The 21091-nt window shown below is 60.8% G+C and carries 18 protein-coding genes; 8 read left to right on the forward strand and 10 right to left on the reverse strand.

Annotated features, from left to right (window positions below; all coding sequences use genetic code 11):
• The first annotated feature begins 222 nt into the window (after nucleotides 1–222).
• Entirely contained in the window at nucleotides 223–612 is a 390-nt protein-coding gene (locus FHS83_RS06865) for a winged helix-turn-helix transcriptional regulator (RefSeq protein WP_167082168.1), read from the forward strand.
• Here the strand turns inward: FHS83_RS06865 and FHS83_RS06870 are convergent.
• The 5 genes from FHS83_RS06870 to gpmA all read right to left on the reverse strand — a co-directional run bounded on the left by FHS83_RS06870 (nucleotide 585) and on the right by gpmA (nucleotide 5744).
• Complete coding sequence (locus FHS83_RS06870) at nucleotides 585–1070, reverse strand: RNA pyrophosphohydrolase (RefSeq protein ID WP_167082170.1); 486 nt, start codon at nucleotides 1068–1070, stop codon at nucleotides 585–587. The two genes, FHS83_RS06865 and FHS83_RS06870, sit on opposite strands and share 28 nt — an antisense overlap.
• 14 nt (nucleotides 1071–1084) lie before the next feature.
• Complete coding sequence (locus FHS83_RS06875) at nucleotides 1085–2251, reverse strand: divergent polysaccharide deacetylase family protein (RefSeq protein ID WP_167082172.1); 1167 nt, start codon at nucleotides 2249–2251, stop codon at nucleotides 1085–1087.
• 93 nt (nucleotides 2252–2344) lie between these two features.
• Nucleotides 2345–3655, reverse strand: a complete 1311-nt coding sequence (locus tag FHS83_RS06880; protein WP_167082174.1) for a S41 family peptidase — start codon at nucleotides 3653–3655, stop codon at nucleotides 2345–2347.
• The gene (locus FHS83_RS06885; RefSeq protein WP_167082176.1) at nucleotides 3656–4966 is read right to left on the reverse strand and encodes a murein hydrolase activator EnvC family protein; all 1311 of its coding nucleotides are present in this window, start codon (nucleotides 4964–4966) and stop codon (nucleotides 3656–3658) included.
• Between the two features lie 16 nt (nucleotides 4967–4982).
• The gene (gpmA, locus tag FHS83_RS06890; RefSeq protein ID WP_167082178.1) at nucleotides 4983–5744 is read right to left on the reverse strand and encodes a 2,3-diphosphoglycerate-dependent phosphoglycerate mutase; all 762 of its coding nucleotides are present in this window, start codon (nucleotides 5742–5744) and stop codon (nucleotides 4983–4985) included.
• Between the two features lie 311 nt (nucleotides 5745–6055).
• Here gpmA and FHS83_RS06895 point away from each other — a divergent pair, with 311 nt between their 5' ends.
• Genes FHS83_RS06895 through FHS83_RS06905 form a run of 3 tightly spaced genes read left to right on the forward strand, consistent with a single transcriptional unit; the run spans nucleotide 6056 to nucleotide 7943 of the window.
• The gene (locus FHS83_RS06895) at nucleotides 6056–7177 is read left to right on the forward strand and encodes a flagellar basal body P-ring protein FlgI (protein ID WP_167082180.1); all 1122 of its coding nucleotides are present in this window, start codon (nucleotides 6056–6058) and stop codon (nucleotides 7175–7177) included.
• Between the two features lie 2 nt (nucleotides 7178–7179).
• The gene (locus FHS83_RS06900; protein ID WP_208414263.1) at nucleotides 7180–7524 is read left to right on the forward strand and encodes a rod-binding protein; all 345 of its coding nucleotides are present in this window, start codon (nucleotides 7180–7182) and stop codon (nucleotides 7522–7524) included.
• A complete protein-coding gene (locus FHS83_RS06905) occupies nucleotides 7521–7943 on the forward strand; it encodes a hypothetical protein (protein WP_167082184.1) in 423 nt (140 codons plus the stop codon). The genes FHS83_RS06900 and FHS83_RS06905 overlap by 4 nt, the downstream gene beginning before the upstream one ends.
• 116 nt (nucleotides 7944–8059) lie before the next feature.
• Here the strand turns inward: FHS83_RS06905 and FHS83_RS19765 are convergent, their stop codons facing one another.
• Nucleotides 8060–10831 carry an SBBP repeat-containing protein gene (locus FHS83_RS19765; RefSeq protein WP_167082186.1) on the reverse strand — a complete coding sequence of 924 codons (2772 nt, stop codon included), beginning with the start codon at nucleotides 10829–10831 and terminating at the stop codon, nucleotides 8060–8062.
• A gap of 112 nt (nucleotides 10832–10943) precedes the next feature.
• On the opposite strand from FHS83_RS19765, the gene FHS83_RS06915 reads away from it, so the two are divergent.
• Entirely contained in the window at nucleotides 10944–12446 is a 1503-nt protein-coding gene (locus FHS83_RS06915) for a tetratricopeptide repeat protein (protein ID WP_167082188.1), read from the forward strand.
• Here FHS83_RS06915 and FHS83_RS06920 read toward each other — a convergent pair.
• Nucleotides 12443–14206, reverse strand: a complete 1764-nt coding sequence (locus tag FHS83_RS06920) for a cytidylyltransferase domain-containing protein (RefSeq protein WP_167082190.1) — start codon at nucleotides 14204–14206, stop codon at nucleotides 12443–12445. The genes FHS83_RS06915 and FHS83_RS06920 overlap by 4 nt on opposite strands.
• A 195-nt stretch (nucleotides 14207–14401) precedes the next feature.
• Here FHS83_RS06920 and pseI point away from each other — a divergent pair, with 195 nt between their 5' ends.
• On the forward strand, nucleotides 14402–15460 hold the full coding sequence (gene pseI, locus FHS83_RS06925) for a pseudaminic acid synthase (RefSeq protein WP_167082192.1): 1059 nt from the start codon (nucleotides 14402–14404) through the stop codon (nucleotides 15458–15460).
• Here pseI and FHS83_RS06930 read toward each other — a convergent pair.
• Genes FHS83_RS06930 through FHS83_RS06940 form a run of 3 tightly spaced genes read right to left on the reverse strand, consistent with a single transcriptional unit; the run spans nucleotide 15455 to nucleotide 18601 of the window.
• The gene (locus FHS83_RS06930) at nucleotides 15455–16126 is read right to left on the reverse strand and encodes an HAD family hydrolase (protein ID WP_208414264.1); all 672 of its coding nucleotides are present in this window, start codon (nucleotides 16124–16126) and stop codon (nucleotides 15455–15457) included. The two genes, pseI and FHS83_RS06930, sit on opposite strands and share 6 nt — an antisense overlap.
• Nucleotides 16104–18008: an NAD-dependent epimerase/dehydratase family protein gene (locus FHS83_RS06935; RefSeq protein ID WP_167082194.1), complete on the reverse strand. Its 1905-nt coding sequence runs from the start codon at nucleotides 18006–18008 to the stop codon at nucleotides 16104–16106. Before FHS83_RS06935 ends, FHS83_RS06930 begins: the two co-directional genes overlap by 23 nt.
• Nucleotides 18005–18601, reverse strand: coding sequence for a GNAT family N-acetyltransferase (locus FHS83_RS06940; RefSeq protein ID WP_167082196.1), 597 nt, complete (start codon nucleotides 18599–18601; stop codon nucleotides 18005–18007). The genes FHS83_RS06935 and FHS83_RS06940 overlap by 4 nt, the downstream gene beginning before the upstream one ends.
• 174 nt (nucleotides 18602–18775) lie before the next feature.
• On the opposite strand from FHS83_RS06940, the gene pseB reads away from it, so the two are divergent.
• The gene (gene pseB / locus FHS83_RS06945; RefSeq protein ID WP_167082198.1) at nucleotides 18776–19861 is read left to right on the forward strand and encodes a UDP-N-acetylglucosamine 4,6-dehydratase (inverting); all 1086 of its coding nucleotides are present in this window, start codon (nucleotides 18776–18778) and stop codon (nucleotides 19859–19861) included.
• Nucleotides 19858–21084 carry a UDP-4-amino-4,6-dideoxy-N-acetyl-beta-L-altrosamine transaminase gene (gene pseC, locus FHS83_RS06950; RefSeq protein ID WP_167082200.1) on the forward strand — a complete coding sequence of 409 codons (1227 nt, stop codon included), beginning with the start codon at nucleotides 19858–19860 and terminating at the stop codon, nucleotides 21082–21084. Before pseB ends, pseC begins: the two co-directional genes overlap by 4 nt.
• Nucleotides 21085–21091: the final 7 nt, after the last annotated feature.

Genomic DNA, 21091 nt, shown 5'->3' on the forward strand with positions numbered 1-21091 from the left:
CCGCGCATTCCGTTCATTTAGACAGGGTGCGCGGCGCTTAAGCCGCAATCAGAGATTCAGGTGTAACAACCCTTTTGAGATCGATTGTATTTTTTTAGACAGACAACCCTCAAAATCTGTCGAAAGAGCCCGGAAATATACGCAAAGCGCGAAGAACTGTGCGAAGTATCTGCGCCGAAAACCCCACGCGATCCGACCCTCGCGTCTCTGCGCTGCGTATGTATGCCAAACAATTCGAAGTTCGAGCTCGAAGCAAAGTATTTTCAGGACATGCCGGTCTATTGGCTGGTGCGCCAGTTGGCCGATCGCTGGTCTTTGCCGGTCATTGCTGAGCTGTGCCGCGGCACGCAGCGCTTCTTAGAGTTGAAGCGCGCCCTGGAACCTGTATCAAAACGGATGCTCACCCTCACTTTGCGAAGGCTGATGGCGGCTGGGTTTGTCGAGCGCCATATGCAGGACACCAATCCACCACAGGTGAGCTATGCGCTGTCACCGCTGGGGCATTCGCTGGGCGAGGCGCTGAAATCCCTCAACGCCTGGACCAAGCTGCATCACGCGACCTTCGCGGCCGCGCTGAAAAGAGATCAGCGCGCCAGCGACCAGGATTTGTAAGCGGCCACGATCTCGGCATAGATCTCGCGCTTGAACGGCACGATGAGATCCAAAAGCTCATCCACCTTGGCCCAGCGCCATTCGGCGAATTCCGGCTCATGGCGGGTAAGATCGATATCGCTGTCTTGGCCTAGGAAGCGCAGCACGAACCAGGACTGCTTCTGGCCGCGATATTTGCCATGCAGCGCCACGCCGAGAAGATGCGGCGGCAGATCATAGGCAAAATCGCCCGGCAGGCGGCCGATGATTTCCGCCTTGTCAGTGCCGACCTCTTCGCCGAGTTCACGCATGGCGGCTTCTTCATCCGCCTCGCCCTTATCGACGCCGCCTTGCGGCATCTGCCAGCTTTCCACCGTCTGATCGATGCGGCGGCCGACAAACACCTCGCCAGCCGCGTTCAGGAGCATGATGCCCACGCCCCGGCGATAGGGAAGGTCTTCGGCTTTCACGGTTTTCATGATGGACGACGCTGCTATTTCTTTTCCGGCGCGACTATTGCCGAAACCGGCGCCAGAACAAAGCCCCGTCCTGCAAGCCCGCGCGACCAGAGCAGAACCCGCTCCATGGTGACGGGATAGGATGAGCCATAGCCCGCAGCAGAACCTTTCGCCCGCGCTTCTGCCTCAAGATCGGCGAGGCGATGATCGATCTCCATCGAGGCCTGGATAGAATCGATGGCTTGACTGGCACCCACCACCGGCGCACCGAGGCGGCCCCCCACATCCTTGGCGACGGAATGGTTGGTGGTGCCATTGTCGAAGAACAAAAGCCCGCGCCGCATCAGATAGGTGAGCATCGGTTCCACCGAACCGCTTTCGGAGAGGAAGCGCCCGCCGAGAAGATTGGTGACGCCCACATAGCCGGTCATGCGCGACAAGGACCAGGAGAGGCGCTTGGTGTTGCCTTCCTCACCCACCGAGGAGCGCAAGGTGTATTGGCCCGGATCGGAATCGGGAAAATCATAGGGCTCCATCGGCACCTGGAGCAGCACTTCATGGCCCTTCTGGCGCGCCAGTGCCACCCAGCGCTGCACATCGACGGCGTAGGGAACAAAGGCCAGGGTCACTTCGCGCGGCAGATTGTTGATCGCGGCCTCGGTGGCGCGCGCCGACATGCCAAGCCCGCCGACCACAATGGCGATGCGCGGACGATTTCCGCCCGCCACCGCACCCGCATAAGCGCGCATCGGCATCAGGCCGGTATCGGAAATGCGCGGGATGAACCCATCCGGCGTTTTCTCGAGCAGGGCAGGGTTGGCGACATTCGGCCCGCCGGTGAGCGGGGGCAGGGCGACCGGCGGCGCGGCGACGGCTTCCTGCACCGCGATGGCGGGCTGGGGCGGCGGCAGCGCGGCGAGGGCGGACTTCTCGGAGGGCGACAGATCGGCGGGGACGATCCCGCCCGCGGGGGTCTCGAACACTTGCGGCAGGGGCGGGGCGGGTGCGGGTTTTTCCGCAGCGGCGGTTTTGGCAGGGGTGGCCAGCTTCTCGATGGCGGCGGTGATGATTTGCGGCGCGCTTTCGGCATGGCCGAAAAGCTCAACCCAGAGGACGATCCCGCTGAGGAGGAAAATGAGCACGAGCCAGCCCAAGCCCAGAACGAGGGCGGCTCGTTTCCCGGTCGTGCCTATGGCTGCCATGGCATTAGGTTAAGCGCCTTCATGGTTTCACCCCAGTTAAGATTAAGGCCGGAAACGGACATTTCCGGCCTTTTCTCGCTGATGTGGGGCTGGCTAGTGGGCCTGGGGGGCTGGTGCCTTGGCCTGAGCCATCGCCGTCTTGCCGTGGAGCATATCCAGCGCATAGGAGAGCTGGAAATCCTCGACCTTCTTGCCCGCGGGCGGACGGATGATCGACTGTTCCTGCTTCTTCTTTTTGGCCGCGTCTTCGTTGACGAGGTGGCCCGGCAGATCGGCTTCCGATGGACGCTCGATCTTGGGGGCGTTCTCTTCCGAGCCCTGGGCGACCGCGATATTCGGCACGATGCCTTCGGCCTGAATGGAACGGCCCGAGGGGGTGTAGTAGCGGGCCGTGGTCAGACGCAGGGCGCCGCCGCCGTCACCGAGCGGAATGATGGTCTGCACCGAGCCTTTGCCGAAGCTGGTCATGCCGACGATGGTGGCGCGCTTGTGATCCTGCAGGGCGCCCGCGACGATTTCGGAGGCCGAAGCGGTGCCGGCATTGACCAGAACCACGATCGGCTTGCCCTCAGTGATATCGCCCGCCTTGGCGTCATAACGCTGGGTATCTTCCGGGTGACGGCCACGGGTGGAGACGATCTCGCCCTTCTGCAGGAAATCGTCGGACACCTGCACCGCCTGATCGAGCAGACCACCCGGGTCATTGCGCAGATCGACGACATAGCCTTTGAGGCCCGAGCCAATCTGCTTCTTCAATTCGCGCACGGCCTTTTCGAGACCCTTGGAGGTTTCCTCGTTGAAGGCGCTGATGCGGATGTAGCCGATATCGCCTTCGCGATGCCACTTCACGCTATCGACATGGATGACGGCGCGGGCAAGCTGCACATCGAAGGGTTTCTTTTCGCCCTGGCGCAGGATCGTCAGCGTCACCTTGGTGCCGACTGGCCCGCGCATCTTGTCGATGGCGTCATTGAGGCCCAGGCCTTGGATGGAATCGCCATTGATCGACGCGATGTAATCGCCCGTCTTCAGCCCGGCCTTGGCGGCGGGCGTATCATCGATGGGAGAGATCACTTTGATCAGCCCATCTTCCATCGTCACTTCGATGCCGATGCCGCCGAATTCGCCTTTGGTCTGGATCTGCATGTCGGCAAAAGCCTTAGCGTCCATGTAGGAAGAATGGGGATCAAGGCTCGAGACCATGCCGGCGATGGCGCCGCTCATCAGCTCCTGGTCCTGGACCGGGCGGACGTAATTCTCGCGTACCTTCTCATAAGCGTCGGAAAAGAGGTCGAACTGTTTGTAGATATTCGAGTTATTGGCGCCTTGGGCCTGGGTCAACACCCCGGCCATGGCAATCGCGCCGATACCCATCCCAAGAGCCAGTACGCCAAGCGACTTCATCTATTTCGCCTTCCTGAGCACGACGCCGATAAAAGGGGCGGGGTTCATCCCTCGTCCGTTCTGTCGTAATTCAAAATATAATCTAGGCTCGTGGTCAAATTTCGACATGCGGCCGACCGGTTCACCTAGGAGGACGTCGTCGTTCAGATGCACATCCAACCTGTCGAGCCCTGCCAATACTAGATGGTAGCCAGCGCCGATTTCCAAGATCAATACGTGGCCGACCCTAGAAAACTGACCTGCAAAGATTATCTTTCCGTCAGCCGGGGCGACCACGGGACTTCCCGCGCTCGCAAGATAGGTGACGCCCGGCGCCGTGGGGCCGCCAACGCCGTCAACACCGCCCGGGCGCACCGGCCCAACCACCGGCGGAATGAACTGCAGACGCCCGCCGCGCCCAGCGGAAGCGGCGTTAACTGTCACAACGGGTTGTGCCTTTTGAGCCAATGCCGCCATTTGCGCCACTTTTTGTAACAGGACTCCCAGATTTCCCGCCTGCGCTGCAATCGTATCCAGCTTCGCCTTTAGAACTCCATAACGCTCTGCCGCCTCTTGGGCTTCCTGGCGCTTTACGCTCAGAAGCCCATCAAGTTCGATCTTGGCGCCAGAAAGTTGCGCGGCGTTTTTTGCGGCTTCCGCGCGGCGGGCCACGAGCGCCTTGCGGGTCTGCTCGATGGTGGTGATGCGACGGGAGAGATCAGCGGCCTTGGTATAGATGTCGGGTAAAGAAGCGCCGATCAGCATGGCGCTGCGGCTGGCCGAGAGCGCATCACTCGGCCGCACCGCCATGGCCGGCGGCATGTCGTGCTGCAGCCGTTCCAGCACGGCCAGGAGCTTGGAGACCTCTACCCGGTCGTGGACAAAGCGGGCTTTGAGCGTGGTGTATTCAGCGGAAAGGCGCGCCACCTCGGCATCGAGGCGCAGTTTCTCCCGCTCCAGATATTCCACCTTGGCGGCGGCATCGATCAGCTTTTGCTGAAGCTCAGCGGCCTCTTTGGCCAAAGCCTCGGAGGTGGTGCGCGCGGTATCGACCGCAGGCTTATCCTTGGCGATCTCGCCAGACAGCGTCTTGTACTGATCGGCGGTGGAGGGCTGTTTCAGGTATTCGGAAAGGGGAACGGCCCCTTTCATATCCGTGATGCCATCCGATGCGGGAGGCACGGGTGCGGAAGGCACCTTTTCAGCCTGGGGCGCGGAAATTCTTTGCGCTTGCGGGGCTGGCCGGGGCTTGGGCCGCGGAATATGGGCGCCATAGGCCGAAACGGCACAGCAAGGCGCAAAGGCGACCGCCGCCAGAGCAGCGATCGCCAATCCGAACGAAAGCCGGTTAGGCCTTCTTAGTCTGTGCTTTGACCGCGTTGATGCGCCGCTCAAGCTCCGCCGGGTCTCCCAGGAATTTCGCATCCGCGGCTTTCCAATCCGCGGTGAGACGATAGGCCTTCGGAATACCGGTCGGCAAATCGACATCGATGATGTCGTTGTCGCTCACGCCTTCGAGGTACTTCAAGAGGGCGCGCAGAGAATTACCATGGGCGGCGATAATAACCCGCTTACCCGCCTTCAGATCCGGCAGCACGGCGTTTTCCCAATAGGGCATGACGCGGGCCAGAACGTCCTTCAGGCTTTCCGACTTCGGCAGCTCGGCCGGATCGACATCCTTGTAGCGGCGATCATGGGCCGGGAAATCAGCCGAGGAGGTTTCGACCGGCGGCGGGGGAACATCATAAGAGCGGCGCCAGATTTTGACTTGGGCTTCGCCGAACTTCTCCACCGCTTCGATCTTGTTGGCACCCTGGAGCGCGCCGTAATGGCGTTCGTTCAAGCGCCAATGCTTCTTCACCGGAGTCCAGACGGCATCCATCTGGTCGAGCGCCAGATACAGGGTCTGGTTGGCGCGGGTCAGAAGCGAGCAATGGGCGACGTCGAATTCAAAGCCGTCATTCTTCAGCGTCACGCCGGCCGCTTTGGCTTCTTCGACGCCCTTTTCCGAAAGGCGGCAATCACGCCAGCCGGTGAAGAGATTGAGCTTGTTCCACTCGCTCTCACCATGCCGCACGATGACAAGCTGGTAGTCTTTATATTGGGACATCGCGTTCCATCCGAGAATTCCGGGGCTGTTTTAGCGTGCTGAGGATGCTTGGGAAGCGATTTCACGCGCCCTGGGCGGTTCGCCGCGGCAGAGGGAAAAATGACACCGGTCCCAACACGGGTCGCGTGTAGCGGGGGCGCAGGCAATTTGGGGATGCGCAGAGCGGCACAGGCCCTCTAGGCCAAAGTTACCGGGAAGAACCTGCCTAGGGTTTTGGGGGCGGCGAGCAGGCCATTGATTTTATAGGGAATTTTTCCGCCTTGGCGCGGCATGAAACTGGCAAGAGAGGGTGGGACCAGTCAGGTGGAACCATGTCCAGCGTCCGTAAAATCGTTTCTACCCTCGTCTTCGCCGCCCTCACCATCACCAGCTTCCAGCCCGCGCTGGCGCTGTCCCGGGTGAAGGATCTGGTCGAGGTCGAAGGCATTCGTGAAAACATGCTGGTGGGCTATGGCCTGGTGACCGGCCTGAACGGCACGGGCGACTCCCTGAAAAACGCCCCCTTCACCCAGCAGACCATCCAGACCATGCTGGAGCGGATGGGCGTCAATACGCGCGGCCAGACCATGCAGACCAAGAACACCGCCGCGGTGATGGTCACAGCCAAGCTGCCCGCCTTTGCCTCCACCGGCAATAATATCGACGTTTCGGTCAGCGCCATGGGCGATGCCAAATCGCTGCAAGGCGGCACCTTGCTCGTCACCACCCTGTTCGGCGCCGATGGGCAGATTTATGCCCTGGCCCAGGGGCCGGTCGCGATCGGCGGCTTTTCGGCCCAGGGCGATGCCGGTTCGGTGACCCGCGGCGTGCCGACGGCTGGCCGCATACCTAATGGCGCGATTGTCGAGCGCGAGATCGGTTTCAACCTCGCCGCCGAACGCAGCCTGAAGCTTTCTTTGCGCAACCCGGACCTGACCACGGCGGCGCGCATCGCCTCTGCCGTGAACACCTATGTCGGCAGCCCGGTTGCGGTTGCCTCTGACCCGGCCACGGTGCGCCTTGCCATTCCCGCCGATTACAAGGGCGGCGTGGTCGGCATGCTGACCGATATCGAACAGGTGAAAGTCGCTACCGATCAATCCGCCAAAGTCGTGGTCAATGAAGCCACCGGCGTGATCGTGATGGGCTCTGATGTGCGCATCTCTACCGTCGCCATCGCCCAGGGCAATCTCACCATCAAAGTCACCGAGACGCCGGAAGTGAGCCAGCCTGGCCCGCTCTCCAATGGCACCACGCAGACCATGCCGCGCACCAAGATCGATATCGACGAAGGCAAGGGCAAGCGCATGATCGTGATGAAAGAAGGCGTCTCGCTGCAGAACCTCGTCGATGGTCTTAATGCCCTTGGCGTCGGCCCGCGCGACATCATCTCCATTCTTCAGGCCATCAAGGCCGCCGGCGCCCTGCAGGCGGAAATCCAGGTGATCGGATGACAATGGACATCTCAGCTCCTGCTACCACAGCCCAGCTCGGCGGCGCGGTCAAAGCGCCTGCCGCCACCAAGGACACGGCGCGGGCCCAAAAAGCCGCCCAGGATTTCGAAGGCGTCTTCCTCACTCAGATGCTGGGGCAGATGTTCTCCGGCCTTTCCACCGACGGACCTTTCGGCGGCGGGCAGGGCGAAGCGATGTTCCGCTCGCTGATGCTCGACGAATACGGCAAGCAGCTTTCCAAGCAAGGCGGCATTGGCCTTGCCCCGCATATTACCGCTGAACTCTTGAAGCATCAGGAAGCCAGCACTTCGGGCCAGGCCGCGCCCACACAAGGAGCCACGCCATGAATCCAGAGACCGAAAAGCTCGAACGCATCATCGTAATGGCTGAACGGCTTTATGAAGCGCTCGAAGGCGATATCGCGGCCTTGAAAGCGGGCCGCCCGCAGGAGATGCGCTCGCTCGACCCCGAAATCGAAAAGCTGACGATGCTCTATAGCCGCGAGGTCACCAATATGGACCCGCAGCGCACCAAGGCCGCGCCGAGCGAAATCAAGAAGCGCCTGATCGCCGCCACCTCGAAATTTCGCGACACGCTGAAAATGCATCAGCGCCTTCTGGTGCGCGTGAAGAATGCGAGCGAAGGCCTGATCAAGGCGGTGGCCAATGAGGTGGATCGCCAGCATGCCCCGCAAGTGACTTACGCCCCCGCCAGCGCCAATTACAAGAAGAACCCTGTGGCGATGATCTATAACGGCGTGATCTGAGCCGCGAAAAAGTTTTGGTGGAGGGAAGCGGCGCCAGGGAGACCTGGCGTCGTTTTTCTTTGTGTGCGGGAATCTATTCGGGAATCTATTTAAGTGCCGTCTGTTGGGACGAAATCTCAGGTCGACAGGATGGCGAGGGCAAGGCTCGCATCGGTTTTGACCTTCGCACTATAGGCCGCGGCGGCCGCCGACATCGCAGTCTGATTGCCCAGCGGACCCGAGGAGGGCAGCGAGACCTGATTGCTCTTTTGATAGATGCTTTGAATGTTGCCGAGCACGCTCAACAACTGCGCGCGCGCCGCCGAGGCGCTGGTGGTTGTTCCCACGGAGAGATTGGAGACCAAACCGAGCGCGTAACTTGAAGTCGAGGTGGAGCTGGTGCTCGAACTCGAGGAGGAACTCGAAGCTGCCGGTTTGGAAAGGGTTTGCGGCGTGATGCCGAGGCGGCCCAGCGCATCGAAATTGGCCGGACCCGCAACCAGCTTGGCGGTGACGCCCGAATTCACTTCCAGTTTCAGCGAGGCGCCGGTCTTGCCATAGACGATCGAGGCTTTGCCTTTGCCGCCGAACTGGGAATTGATCTTGGTGACCAGCGAATTGAGGGTTTCGCCCTTATCGATGGTGACGGTGAAGGTGCGCGCGGCCGTGCCTTCCAGCGCGACCTTGAAGGTATCCCCGGCACGCAAGGTGGTGGCGGTGGTGAGATCGGTGTTCTGCTGGCCCGTGACCTTGCCGGTGGGAAGGCCGAGCGAGTCGAGCACGCTCGAGCCATCTTCATCAATGGCGATATCGGTGCCGACAGACTGCCCATCGAGGCCGCCATATTGGCGGGTCCAAGCGGTATGGCCGCTGGAATCCAGCTTGGCCACGAACATATTGTTGGTGTCGTTTTGCGAGCGGATTTGCCCGGCGAAGGTCTTGTTTGTCGAGCCGGTGAGATAAACCGAACCATCCGAGCCGATGGCGAGACCTTTGCCGGTCTCATCGCCGCTGGTGCCGACATAGCTGACGTAATTGGCGGTGGCGCTCGAACCATTATCGCTGAGCGACATCACAAAGGCATCCGCACCGCCGGAAGAGGCTTGCGCAACCGTTGCGCTCATCGCGGTATTGCGGGTGGCGCCGGAGACATAGATCGTTCCATCCGAGCCCACCGCGAGATCGCCGAGCGAACCGCCTTTGAGATCGCCGAGATCCTGGGTCCAGGCTGCAGGTTTTGTGGCATCACCGCCGGTATATTTGCTCACCACAGCGCGGCCATCCTGCACCGAGGCGACCAGAAGATCGCCCGAAGAGGTCATCGCGGTGGCTGCTACACTATCGCTGCCCGACGTGCCGAATTGCTGGCGATAGACGATTTTGCCCTGGGCATCGAGTTTGGTGACGTAGGCATCCTGGCCGCCCGCATTGGTCTGGCCAAGGCCGATAAGGCCCTTGGTCTGGCCAGCGATATAGACATTGCCATTGCTATCCACGCTCACCGCATTGGCCGAATTGGCATTGAGGGTGGGAAGCTGGGTGGTCCATTTCTGACTGCCATTGGCGTCATAGGAAATGGCGAAGCTGTCCTGATTGCCGTTCGAAATCGCCGTAGTCGTGAGCTGGGCGGTGGTCGACCCCACCACCACAACACCGCCCTTGGGATTGAGGGTCAAAGACCCTGCGGTAGCCGTTCCGGCACTGCCCACCAGTTCCGACCACAGCGGTTTGCCGGCGGAATCATATTTGGTGAGATAAACGTCCTGCGAGCCCTGATTGAGCTGATTGCCGATGTTCCCCGCGGCATTGCCGAGCATGTAGACGTTGCCGCTCGAATCCACCACGGTCGAGATCGCCGTAGAAGAGCCCGCGCCCGTCGACGAGCTGACCGACATGGTCTGCGCGTAATCGACGGAGGGGTCGCTGAGATTGGAGAGCTTGGTCAAACGGCCCTGGGAATCGACGCCTTGGGTGGACGTGGCTTTATCAAGGCCGGTGGTGCCGGAGATATAAAGCGCCGCATCGGTCTTGGCCGCCGAGAGCGACACCTGCTCGACGCCGCCCGGCACGATCTGCATTGAATACTGCGCCGCCGCCTTGCTGGTGGAAGTGCCATCTTCCGTGCCTGCAACAAGGGTCTTCCTGAAGCGGGTGGCGAGGCCTGCCGCATTGAGCTGATCGTTCACATAGGAAACGATGTTGCCCATGGTGAGGTCGCCCTGGACCTTGGAAAGGTCGATCAACACCGGCGTGGTCGTGTCGCCCTTGGTGACGGTGACCGTGAAACTGTCGGATTTGGAAACGCCGGGCAGCGCATTGTTGACGGTATTGCCGCTCGCCAAAACCGTGCCGGTGTAATCGAAACTGGCTGTCGCCACCGCCGCCGAGGAGGTGACCGTGGCAGAGGGTGTTTGGGCTTGCACCGTGAACTGATTGAAACTGGCGCTCGAAATATATTTCTGGATTTCCGTGAGACCGGCCTGGAAGCGCGAATTGAGGCCCGCGCGTTGCGCATCGGTGACCCCGTCGCGCTTGGCCATCACCGCAAGATAGGAAAGATTGTTGACCGCGTTATAGAGCGCGAAGAGCTTCTGGTTATCCTGCTCCATCTTGGTATCGGTCGAATTGCCACCCGAAAGGGGCACTTTCGACGTATCCATGAAGCTTGTCTTCCACGAATTGCTCGTGCTGCTGAATTGTGCCAGCGCCATAACCGCAGCATCGCGCGCTTCCTGGGTCGGATTCTTCTGAGTCCAGGGCGTCACATCTTTGGCGGTGGCGCTGTTCTTTTTTGCAGCCGCCGTCATCGACGACTGCGCCGAAGTGGCGTTGGCGCGCGTCTGCGTGAGCTGGCTATTGTAGTAGTTCACCAGCAACGACGTATCCAATCCGGTGACAAACCCGGCCACGCGCGTAAAATCCCTTAATCCCAAGGCCATTCTGGCCTATTTCCTGTTAATGGCAGCTTAATTCGCCAACGTGCTTAGCACTTCCTTAAGCGCGGACAGGCGAGTTTGGGGCATGGATTTCTACGCGCAAGGATTGAAGCTTTCAGCCGCTGGCGAGCACGCGCGCGCCATCGAGGCTTTTGAGCGCGCCCTTGGCGCCAACCCTTCCGACGGACGGGTTCTTTTCGCCCTCGGCAACACCGCTCGCGCCTTGGGCATGGGCCAGGCGGCGGAAAACTTCTTTCGCCAGGTGCTTTTAGCCGAGCCGGGACGGACAGAAGCACTCGTCAACCTCGCCTCGCTCCTGCGCCAATTGGATCGCCATGGCGAAGCGGAAGCCCTCTTGCGTCCCGCTTTGGAACACAATCGCGCTGACGCCGATCTTTTGCTGGCCTTGGGCAATACGCGCCGCGAACAAGGCGCGCTGGATGACGCGCTATCACTCTATCGTGAGGCCTTGGTTTGCCGCCCGGGTTTCCTGGCGGCGCTGGTCAATCTCGCCGATATGCTGGCCGAAGGCGGCCATGAAGACGAAGCGCTGGCGCTTTATGATCAAGCCTTGAAGGCGGGTAATAACGCTGCCACGGCACAAGCGCGGCTGAACCGGGCCGTGCTGCATCTGGCGCGCGGCAATTTCAAAGACGGCTGGCGCGATTATGCCGCCCGCATCCAGGTGCCGGGCAAGGTGCCGCAAGCAGATCACGGGCTGAAGCGCTGGAGCGGCGAGAGCTTGAAGAAAACCCGCCTGCTGGTCACCACCGAGCAAGGCGTGGGCGACCATCTGATGTTCGCAAGCGTGCTGCCTTCCCTGATCGCCCGGGCCGAAGCCGAAGGCGGCAAGATCATTCTTGAATGCGAGAAACGGCTGACGCCGCTTTTCGCCCGCTCTTTTCCCTCTGTGATCTGTCACGATTGGGAGCTGGAACAGCGCCATGACGGGGCCCGCAGCCATTATGGCTGGCTGAAGAAAATCGGCGGCGCCAACGCGTTCATCGAGATGGGCAGCCTGCCGCGCACTTTGCGCAAATCACGCGAGGATTTTCCCGCGCCGCATCGCTATCTCGTGCCCGACGCGGCCGAAGCGCAAAGCTGGCGCGAAGCTTTCGCGGAGCTCCCCAGGCCTTTGACCGGCATTTGCTGGCGGAGCGGACTTTCCGGCGGGGCGCGCAGCCTTGCTTATGCGCCGCTTGAACTTTGGGCTGCCTTTATCCGCGATCTCAAAGGCAGCGTCGTTGTGGTGCAATATGGCGCGCAGGATGCGGAAATCGCGGCTCTGGAAGCGTTCAGCGGGCGCAAGCTGGTGGTGCCGCAAGGCATCGATCAGAAACAGGAGCTCGACCGCGCCACGGCACTGATCTCCGTACTCGATTGCGTGGTCTCAGCGCCGACGGCGGTATCGTGGCTGGCGGCGGGCCAAGGTCTTGCCACCTTCAAGCTGCAGCACGCGCTGAGCTGGACCACCTTCGGGTCCGATAGGGAAGCCTTCGGCCCCTCGGCCAAATTGCTGCTCGCCAAAACGCCGGCTGCCTGGCCTGAGGTCTTCGCCAAAACCAAAGCCGAAATCGATGCGCTTTAGCTGACGGCGCGGTGATGCTCGCGATGGGCGGTGAGCGCAGCCGATAGAGCGGTCGCGACACGGGTGACACCAAGCCCATCGATAGTCATCAACCCGGCGGCGCGCATTTCGCGGCGGCGGGCACTATCGTTCAGCAGCGACCAGACCGCTTGCGCGATGAGCTTATCCTGCGCGCTAAGACCCAAGGAAATGCCCATGCCGGCGCCTTCGAACGCCGCGGCGGCACCGGACTGGCTTTCATTCTGGCTGAGATAAACCGCCGGGATTCCTGCGGCGGCAAGATCATAGGCCACCGGGCCAAAACACACCAAAGCCGCATCGCTGGAAGTAAATTCCGTGGCGAGGCCGTTCGCCCCTTCCACGGTTTCAAAATTGGGCGCAAGGCGCACGATGGAACGCGCCAGCCGGTCGCGATCCTTGCAATCGGCCCCTAGCACAAAACGGGCGCGGAACACGGGATCCAGGCTTTGCAGTGCATTGGCGAGGCGGCCCACCAAGGCGTCGCTGGTGATCACCAGCAAGGACAGAACTGGCGAAGCTGGACGCACGGCGGAACCCGCCGGAGCGTGACCGGAAAGGCTCCATTCCCAGCCGGTATGCACGCGGCATTTCGATCCCGACCAAGTAAGCGCTTGGGCCTGCGGCAGCGGCGGATAAAAGGCTTCGTCACAGGCAAGACGGCGATCGCTATAATCTTCGATCGCAACCTTATAGGCGATGTCGAGCGCTTCGGTATCGCTGCGCGAAAGCCCTTCGCCGCCATCCAACACCAGAATATCGGGATGGCGCGAGAGCGCCGCCATGGGAGCATCAGGGCTCGCCAGGCGTTCCGCCTCGAAACCAGCGGCCTGTACCGCAGCGAGGGCTTGTTCTGAGCCGGTAAGCGCGAAGGTGACGCCGATGCTTTGGCGGTCACGCAAGGCGCGGGCAAGATCAATCATACGTCGGACGCGTGCGGCGCCTGCCTCGCCTTCACTATCACAGCGGATCAGAACCAGCCCGCCTTCCGGCGCAATGCCCTTTTGACGGACATGGGCATTGATCTTGCGCAAGGAAGGTTCACGTTCGAGCAGCAGCAGCAAATCGGCCAGCGTCGCCTCACCCGCCTTGGCATGCAGGCGCTCATGCACCGCTTCCATGAAGGTGAGATCATCTGGCGTATCGACCGAGAGGCGGCCGACTTCCTTGGCGAGCGCGGGATAAGGCTTGGCGCGCGCCACCGGCACGAAATCCATATGCAGGCGGAAATACCCCGCCACATGCTCGCGCGCCACTGGATCCTCGGCGACATCCATCATCAGCTTATCAAGGCCGTGGCGGCTGAAAACGTCGATCCCCTCATGGGCGGTAACGGCGCCTTCCTCGAGCTGCACGAAATCACAGGCCTGATCGAGCATCGCGTCGATGAGATGATCCGTATAGCCCGCATCGATAAACGGCGAATCCGAGCAGACGCGCACGATGACGTCCGCGTCAGTCAATTCGGCGGCGCGGGCAAACCGGGAGAGAACATCGAATTCCGGCCCGCGCACCACGCGTGTGCCTTCGGCCTTACAATATTCGACGAGGGCGTCATCGCGCGGGTTGACGCTGGTCGCGACCACGATTTCGTTGATCCAACGGGACTTTTCGAGGCGGTGCACGACATGCCAGAGCAGAGGCTTGCCCGCGATGGGTTTCAAGACCTTGCCTGGAAACCGTGTGGATCCCATCCGCGCCTGGATAACAGCGACAACGCGCGGGGTTTCAAACTTGTTCATGACCGCCAACTCCCGGACGGGTGTACAATCGCCGGAGACCTGCTGCTGATCCGTTACCAATTGAATGAAAAGCGAGAAAGCTGAAGGAAGGGTTAACTCGCGCGCGTCATACCAAGAAAAGAGTCACCAATTTCCTTAAGCGGTTAGTAACCCTCATTTCCCCAGAATTGCCGGGAAATTTCGCGAGGGCTGAAGATGAGCCGTTCGATCAGCATTGCCGGGCGCAAAATCGGACCGGATCACCCGCCCTATGTCATCGCTGAGATGTCCGGCAATCACAATGGCGAATTGAAGCGGGCCCTGGCGCTTCTCGATGCCGCCAAGGAGAGCGGCGCCGATGCGGTAAAGCTGCAGACCTATCGCGCCGACACCATCACCATCGATGCCTATGGACCGGACTTTATGGTGGAAGGCGGGCTGTGGGACGGACGCCGCCTGTACGAGCTTTACGAAGAGGCGCATACGCCTTGGGAATGGCATGCGGATCTTTTCGCCCATGCCAAAAAAATCGGGCTGACGATTTTTTCGACCCCGTTCGATCCCACGGCCATCGCGCTGCTGCAAAGCCTGGATGCACCTGCGTACAAAATCGCCTCGTCGGAAATCGTCGACCTGCCGCTGATCAAACAGGTGGCGGCGACGGGACGCCCGCTGATCATCTCTACCGGTATGGCCGTGTGGGATGAGATTGCCGAAGCCGTTGAAGCGGCTAAAGCAGGCGGCGCGAGCGAAATCGCGGTGCTGCATTGCGTGGCGGCCTATCCGACCCCGCCGGAAGAAACCAATCTTTCCACCATCGCCGATCTCGCCAGGAAGCTGGACGTGGTGGTGGGCCTTTCCGATCACACCATGGATACGACCATCTCCACCATCGCCGTGGGGCTGGGCGCCAATATCATCGAAAAGCATTTCACGCTCGCCCGCGCCGATGGCGGGGTGGATAGCGCGTTTTCACTCGAACCCCATGAATTGCACCGCCTGGTGCGCGATGTGCGCATCGCCAAGAGCGCGATCGGATCACCGCGCTATCAGCCTGCGCCGTCGGAAGTGAAGGGGCTGAAATATCGCCGCTCGCTTTATGTGGTGGCGGATGTGAAGGCGGGCGAGGTGTTCACACCAGAAAATGTGCGCTCCATCCGGCCTTCCTTTGGCCTGCGCCCGAAATTCCTGGACGCCGTGCTGGGCAAAAAGGCGACGCGCGATGTAAAGCGCGGCGAAGCCTTGGCCGAAGAGATGATCGTGGGCGGGCTATAAAGCGGCGAGCACGTCCGGCAATTCTTCCAGACTCGCGATGACATGCTGCGCCTCATAGCCGGGGCGCGCGATGGCTTTGGCATGGCAGCCGGTCAAGACGCGGATAGTGTGGCCGCCGAGGCGGTTGAGCGGGAGAAAATCCTTGGCTGGATTATCGCCGACATAGACCATATCGCTCCAGGCACATTTCTCGCGGGCGCGGATCAGCTCAAAACAGCGCGGCGAGGGTTTGGCATGGGCGACGCCATAGCAATGGGTAACGTATGTCTTACGAAAGAGCGGCGCGAGACCCAGCGCATCGATCTTTTTCTGCTGCACCAGCTTGTTGCCATCGGTGATGAGATAAAGCGGATGGTTCCGGGCTAACTTGGGCAAAAGTTTCTTGGCAGGCGCGTTGAGGTGGATCTCGGGGGTATGCGCGCGATAGACCGCAAGCGCGCGTTTCACCTCGGCCTTGCTCAGTTTGCCATGGCTTTCCAGCCAAGTATTGAAAATCGCGCCGCGGCCATTTTCATCCAGCAGCTTGCGCAGCATGCGGAAAGAGGCCTTCGCCTCCCAGCCAAAGCGGCGCTCGGCCTCCGCCGCTACGGCGCGAAAGCCGGACTCCACATAAGTCCGCTCGTCATAGAGCGTATCATCGAGATCAAAGATCAGGACCAAAGACATAGATATCGCCTGGAACGCGGATTTGACGGACCTCGCCGGGAACGCGGTCGAAGCTGAGCGCGGCGACACCGCCGCCAAAGGCTTCGGTAAGGCTCCAAGTGAAGCTGTCGAGACCCGCGGCGATGGAGGTGGTGGAGGCGCCACCGAAACGCGGATTGCATTCGATCACCGCGAGTTTTCCGTCCACTACAAAAGCCTGCATCACCACGGGGCCGGAGAGTTCCAGAGCCTCCAGGATGGTTGCGGCGGCTTTTTCGAGACCCGCATCGCGGAAGGTGGTGGTGATTTGGGATTCGCCATCGACCACGCTGTCGCGCCCGCGCAGCACCAGGCCCTTCACTTTATGCGCTTGGTCGAGCCAGGCATCGATGCTGATTTCACGGCCGCGGATCTGCGGCTGATAGATCGGAGCTTCCAATTTTGCGCCATGGGCAAGAGCGGCATCCTTTGAAAGATTGAGGCCAAGCCCGCGCGAACCGGCACCGAAACGCTCCTTCACCACAAAAGGACCATCGCCTTGCGGCGCCTCGAAGGTCGGGATGAAGGGCAGGCCCTTTTCCAGACCAAAACGGGCGAAGGCGAGCTTATCCAGGCAGCGGGTGATGGAAGCGGCGGGCGAGACCAGAACGGCAATGCCTTCTGCCGCAAAGCGCGCCTTCTGTTCCGCCCAGAAGTGGAGTTCGCCATCGCGTGTCGGCAGGATGGCTTTGATGCCGCGTTCCTTGCAGCCCGCGATCAAGCTTTCGACCGCCGCCGCATCGGTGCGGGGCAGACGCCAGAAATCATCGGCGACATAACGCGTCAGCGCGGCCTCGTTCATATCGCCCGCAATCACTTTAATCTCAGGCTTGAGCTTCTTGGCGGCGGTTTGCAACGCCCGCACCAGCGGCACTTTCTTGGAGGCGCTGGTCACCAGCACATTGCCGTAGACCGGCGCGGGCGGGGCGGCTTTCTTGGTTTTCTCAAACGCGATCATTTCTGGGATCGCGTGTTCAAGATCATAGTCAGGCAGCCAGCCAATTGCTTTCTGCCAAGCAGATGTATCGGCGCCAGAGGCTTCGAAGGGGATATCGGCTTCCGCCGTTTCGGCTTCCAGCTTGGGGAAATGCTGGCGCAACACCTCGACCACATCGGCGACGCGGCGCGAACGCCCGGTGCCGAGATTGATGATGCCGCGCACATCGGAGAGGGCGAGGCGGATCAGGCCCTCGGCAGTATCCTTGGCATAGATGTAATCGAAGAGACCTTCGGGGCGATAGACCGTGATCTTCTCGCCGGCGAGCAGCATGCGTATCCAGCGCGAAATCACATCGCGCGAATTGCAGCCATAACCGCGATAGATGCGGGCGCAAGCGGTGGTGAAAGCCTCAGCGCGGAAACCATCGAGGAAACGCAGCTCGATTTCATGGGCCAGTTTCGCCATGCCGGTGAGATTGCGCGGCAGGATAGGATCGGATTCGTTCAGCGTGCGCGGCTTTTCCTGCGCCACATCGAACTGATAGAGCGCTTGATCATAGATGAGATAGGAGGAGGCAAAGACCACCCGCTTCAAGCTGGGCAGATCCTTCGTCACCGTCATCAGATGATGGGAGAGGCGGACATTGTGCCAGAAATTCTCTTCCCAGAAGCCATAGGTCTCGGTCGAGCGCTCGAAAGTGGCGGCGAGATGGATGAAGCAATCCGGCGCAAAGGCGGCAAGCTCGCCTTCGGTGATATGGTTGAGATCACCCTGGCGGTAATGCACCGAAGACGGAAAATGCTCCGGCCTGGGCTTTAAATCGCCGACCATCACCTCGAACCCGCGCGCCACCAGCTTGGGGATCATTTCCCGACCGATGACGCCAGCGCCACCGCTGACAAAAACTTTCCGGATGTTGCTCATTGGGGTTCGCCGTGCGTTTGGTCGCTGCAAAGACAGCCATGAAGAAGGGAATCGACGCCAACACCGTTGATTCGCACATGCTGGCGCATAACGCCCTCGCGCACAAAGCCCGCGCTTTCGAGCACCGCTATGTGATCGGGCCGCAAGGCATAGGTTTCGGTGAAGAGGCGGTTTAGGCCCAAATCCTTGAACGCGAGAGTCTTCATCAGCCCCAGGAAGGCTTTGAACCGCATCGCATAATGCTCTTTGGGCGCCAGTTCCGCGGGATCGAGGAGAAAGGAAATCTCGGCCCGTTTGTGCTCCCAGGCGATGTGTACCAGGCCGCCATAGCCGATCAGCCTTTCGCCAGCGTGGTAAGAAACGAGGATATTGCAGGGTTGAGCCAGGGCCAGCGTCGGCCAAATTTGGGCCGCGAAATAAGCCTGTTGCTGCTCCGGCGTGATGGGGGCGGGCTGGCGCAGCACTTCGAGCTGGGCATTGCGCCACAGCCGGATGGATTCGATGTCGCCGGGCTGGATGGTTTCGATCCAGACACCATTTTCCTCCAGCCGGGGCCGGGGCAGGCAGGCATAGCGGGCAGGCGATGAAGACATCCAAATCTACCTGTTGCGGTTAACAGAACCCCGCCTACATCCGGCGGTAAAACCGTGCCGGAAAAAGACAAGACCCGTAGTTATTGGCTCAAAAGCGTGAAAGATCGGTTTCCGTCAGGCAATTGTTAACTGTGTTCTGCAATCCTCGCCCCTGAGATGATCAATGGTACAGCCATGACTCAGCAGGCAAAGCAGGTTCTCGAAGGCAGCGAAACCGGGGACGAAAAGCGCAGTTTCCTGCGCGATTTCAGCCAGCCCTGGATCGACCTTAACGATAAGACCGTGATGGTCACGGGCGGAACGGGCTCTTTCGGGAACCATTTCGTCAAGACCGTGCTGGCGCATTACAAGCCGCGCCGCCTGATTATCTTCTCGCGCGACGAGCTCAAGCAATATGAGATGCAGCAGCGCTTTCCGGTGGAACAGCACCCCTGCCTGCGCTTCTTCATCGGCGATGTGCGTGATCGCGACCGCCTCGACCTCGCCATGGCGAATGTCGATTACGTGGTTCATGCCGCCGCGCTGAAGCAGGTTCCCGCCGCCGAATACAATCCCTTCGAATGCATTCGCACCAATGTACTGGGTGCGGAAAACCTCGTTTACGCGGCGCTGCGCCGCAATGTGAAGAAGGTGATCGCGCTTTCCACCGATAAGGCCGCCAATCCGGTCAATCTTTATGGTGCGTCGAAACTCGCTTCCGACAAGATTTTCGTGGCCGCTAACAACCTGTCCGGCGCCGACGGCACCCGCTTCGCCGTGGTGCGCTATGGCAATGTGGTCGGTTCACGAGGTTCCGTGGTGCCCTTCTTCAAGAAGCTAGCGGCAGATGGCGCAACCGAACTTCCCATCACCGATGCACGTATGACCCGCTTCTGGATCACGCTGACGCAAGGCGTGAACCTGGTGCTCTCTTCCATGGAGATGAGCCGCGGCGGCGAGATTTTCGTACCCAAGATCGCCTCCACCACCATCACCGGCCTTGCGGATATTCTGAGCCCCAATCTGCCGCAGAAAATCATCGGCATTCGCCCCGGCGAAAAGTTGCATGAAACCATGATCCCCGCGGACGACGCCCATTGCACGCTGGAGATGGACGACCGTTTCGTGATCCTGGCGAGCTTTGCCGCCGCCTTGCGCGAAGCCTATCTCAATCGCGGCGCCAAGCCGGTGGCCGAAGGCTTCTCCTATTCGAGCGACAACAATCCCGAGCAGCTTGATGCGCGTGGACTGCAGCAGCTCTTGACCGAGGCCTACGCATGACGGCCCCGGAGCCAAAGGCAGAGCAGACCCAGCCCTTTCTGCCTTACGGGCGCCAGATTATCGAAGACGACGACATCGCCGCCGTGACCGACGCGTTGCGCGGCGATTACCTCACCACCGGCCCGCTGGTCACCAAATTCGAAACCGCGCTGAAAGATTGCGTGCGCGCGGACCATGCCGTGGTCTGCTCCAATGGCACCGCCGCGCTCTATATGGCCGCGAAAGCCTTAGGCCTTGGCCCCGGTTCTACGGTGATCGTGCCTTCCATCACGTTTCTTGCCACCGCGAGCGCGCCCCATATGGCGGGTGCGGAAATCGTTTTTGCCGATGTCGATCCCGATAGCGGCTTGATGCGCCCTACCGATCTGGAAGCGGCGCTGACCCGCGCCGGCGGCAAGGCGGATGCGGTGTTCAATGTTCATCTCAACGGCCAATGCGGCGCGGTGGAAGCCATCGCCCAGATCGCCCGCGAGCATGGGCTGAACATCGTTGATGATGCCAGCCATGCCATCGGCACGCGCTATCGCATTGGCGCTGAGGAAAAGCTGGTTGGCGAAAATGCCCTCAGCGATATGACCACCTTCTCCTTCCACCCGGTCAAGACCGTGACCATGGGCGAGGGTGGGGCGGTGACGACCAACGATCCCAAATGGGCCGAAGCGTTGCGGTTATGCCGCAATCACGGCATGACTCGCGATCCAGCCCATTTCCAGACCACTGCGGATGCGTTTGCCGCGCCGGATGCGCCCAATCCCTGGTATTACGAGCTGGAAGAGCCGGGCTTTAACTGGCGCGCCACCGATATCCAATGCGCGCTGGGGATTTCGCAGCTCAACAAGCTCAGCCGCTTCATGGCGCGCAGGAAAGCCCTCGCCGCGGCTTACGACTGCCTTTTGGCGCCGCTCAGCCCCGTGGTGCAGCCGGTTTCTCATACCGATTGCGCCCCGACGCTGCATCTTTATCCGGTGCTGATCGATTTTGCCGCGGTGAAGATGAGCCGGGCCGAGGTAATGGCAAAGCTTGCCGCCGAAGGTATCGGCAGCCAGGTGCATTATTATCCGGTGCACCGTCAGCGCTATTACGCGGCCCGCTATGGCATCACCCATCTGCCGGGTGCCGACGCCTATTACGCTCGGGCGCTGTCCATCCCCTTCTACGCCTCCATGACCATCAGCGACGCCACCCGGGTGGTGCAGGCGCTGAAACTGGTCTTGGGGCTCTAACCTCAAG

It is taken from the genome of Rhizomicrobium palustre (assembly GCF_011761565.1).
Taxonomy (GTDB): Bacteria; Pseudomonadota; Alphaproteobacteria; order Micropepsales; family Micropepsaceae; genus Rhizomicrobium; species Rhizomicrobium palustre.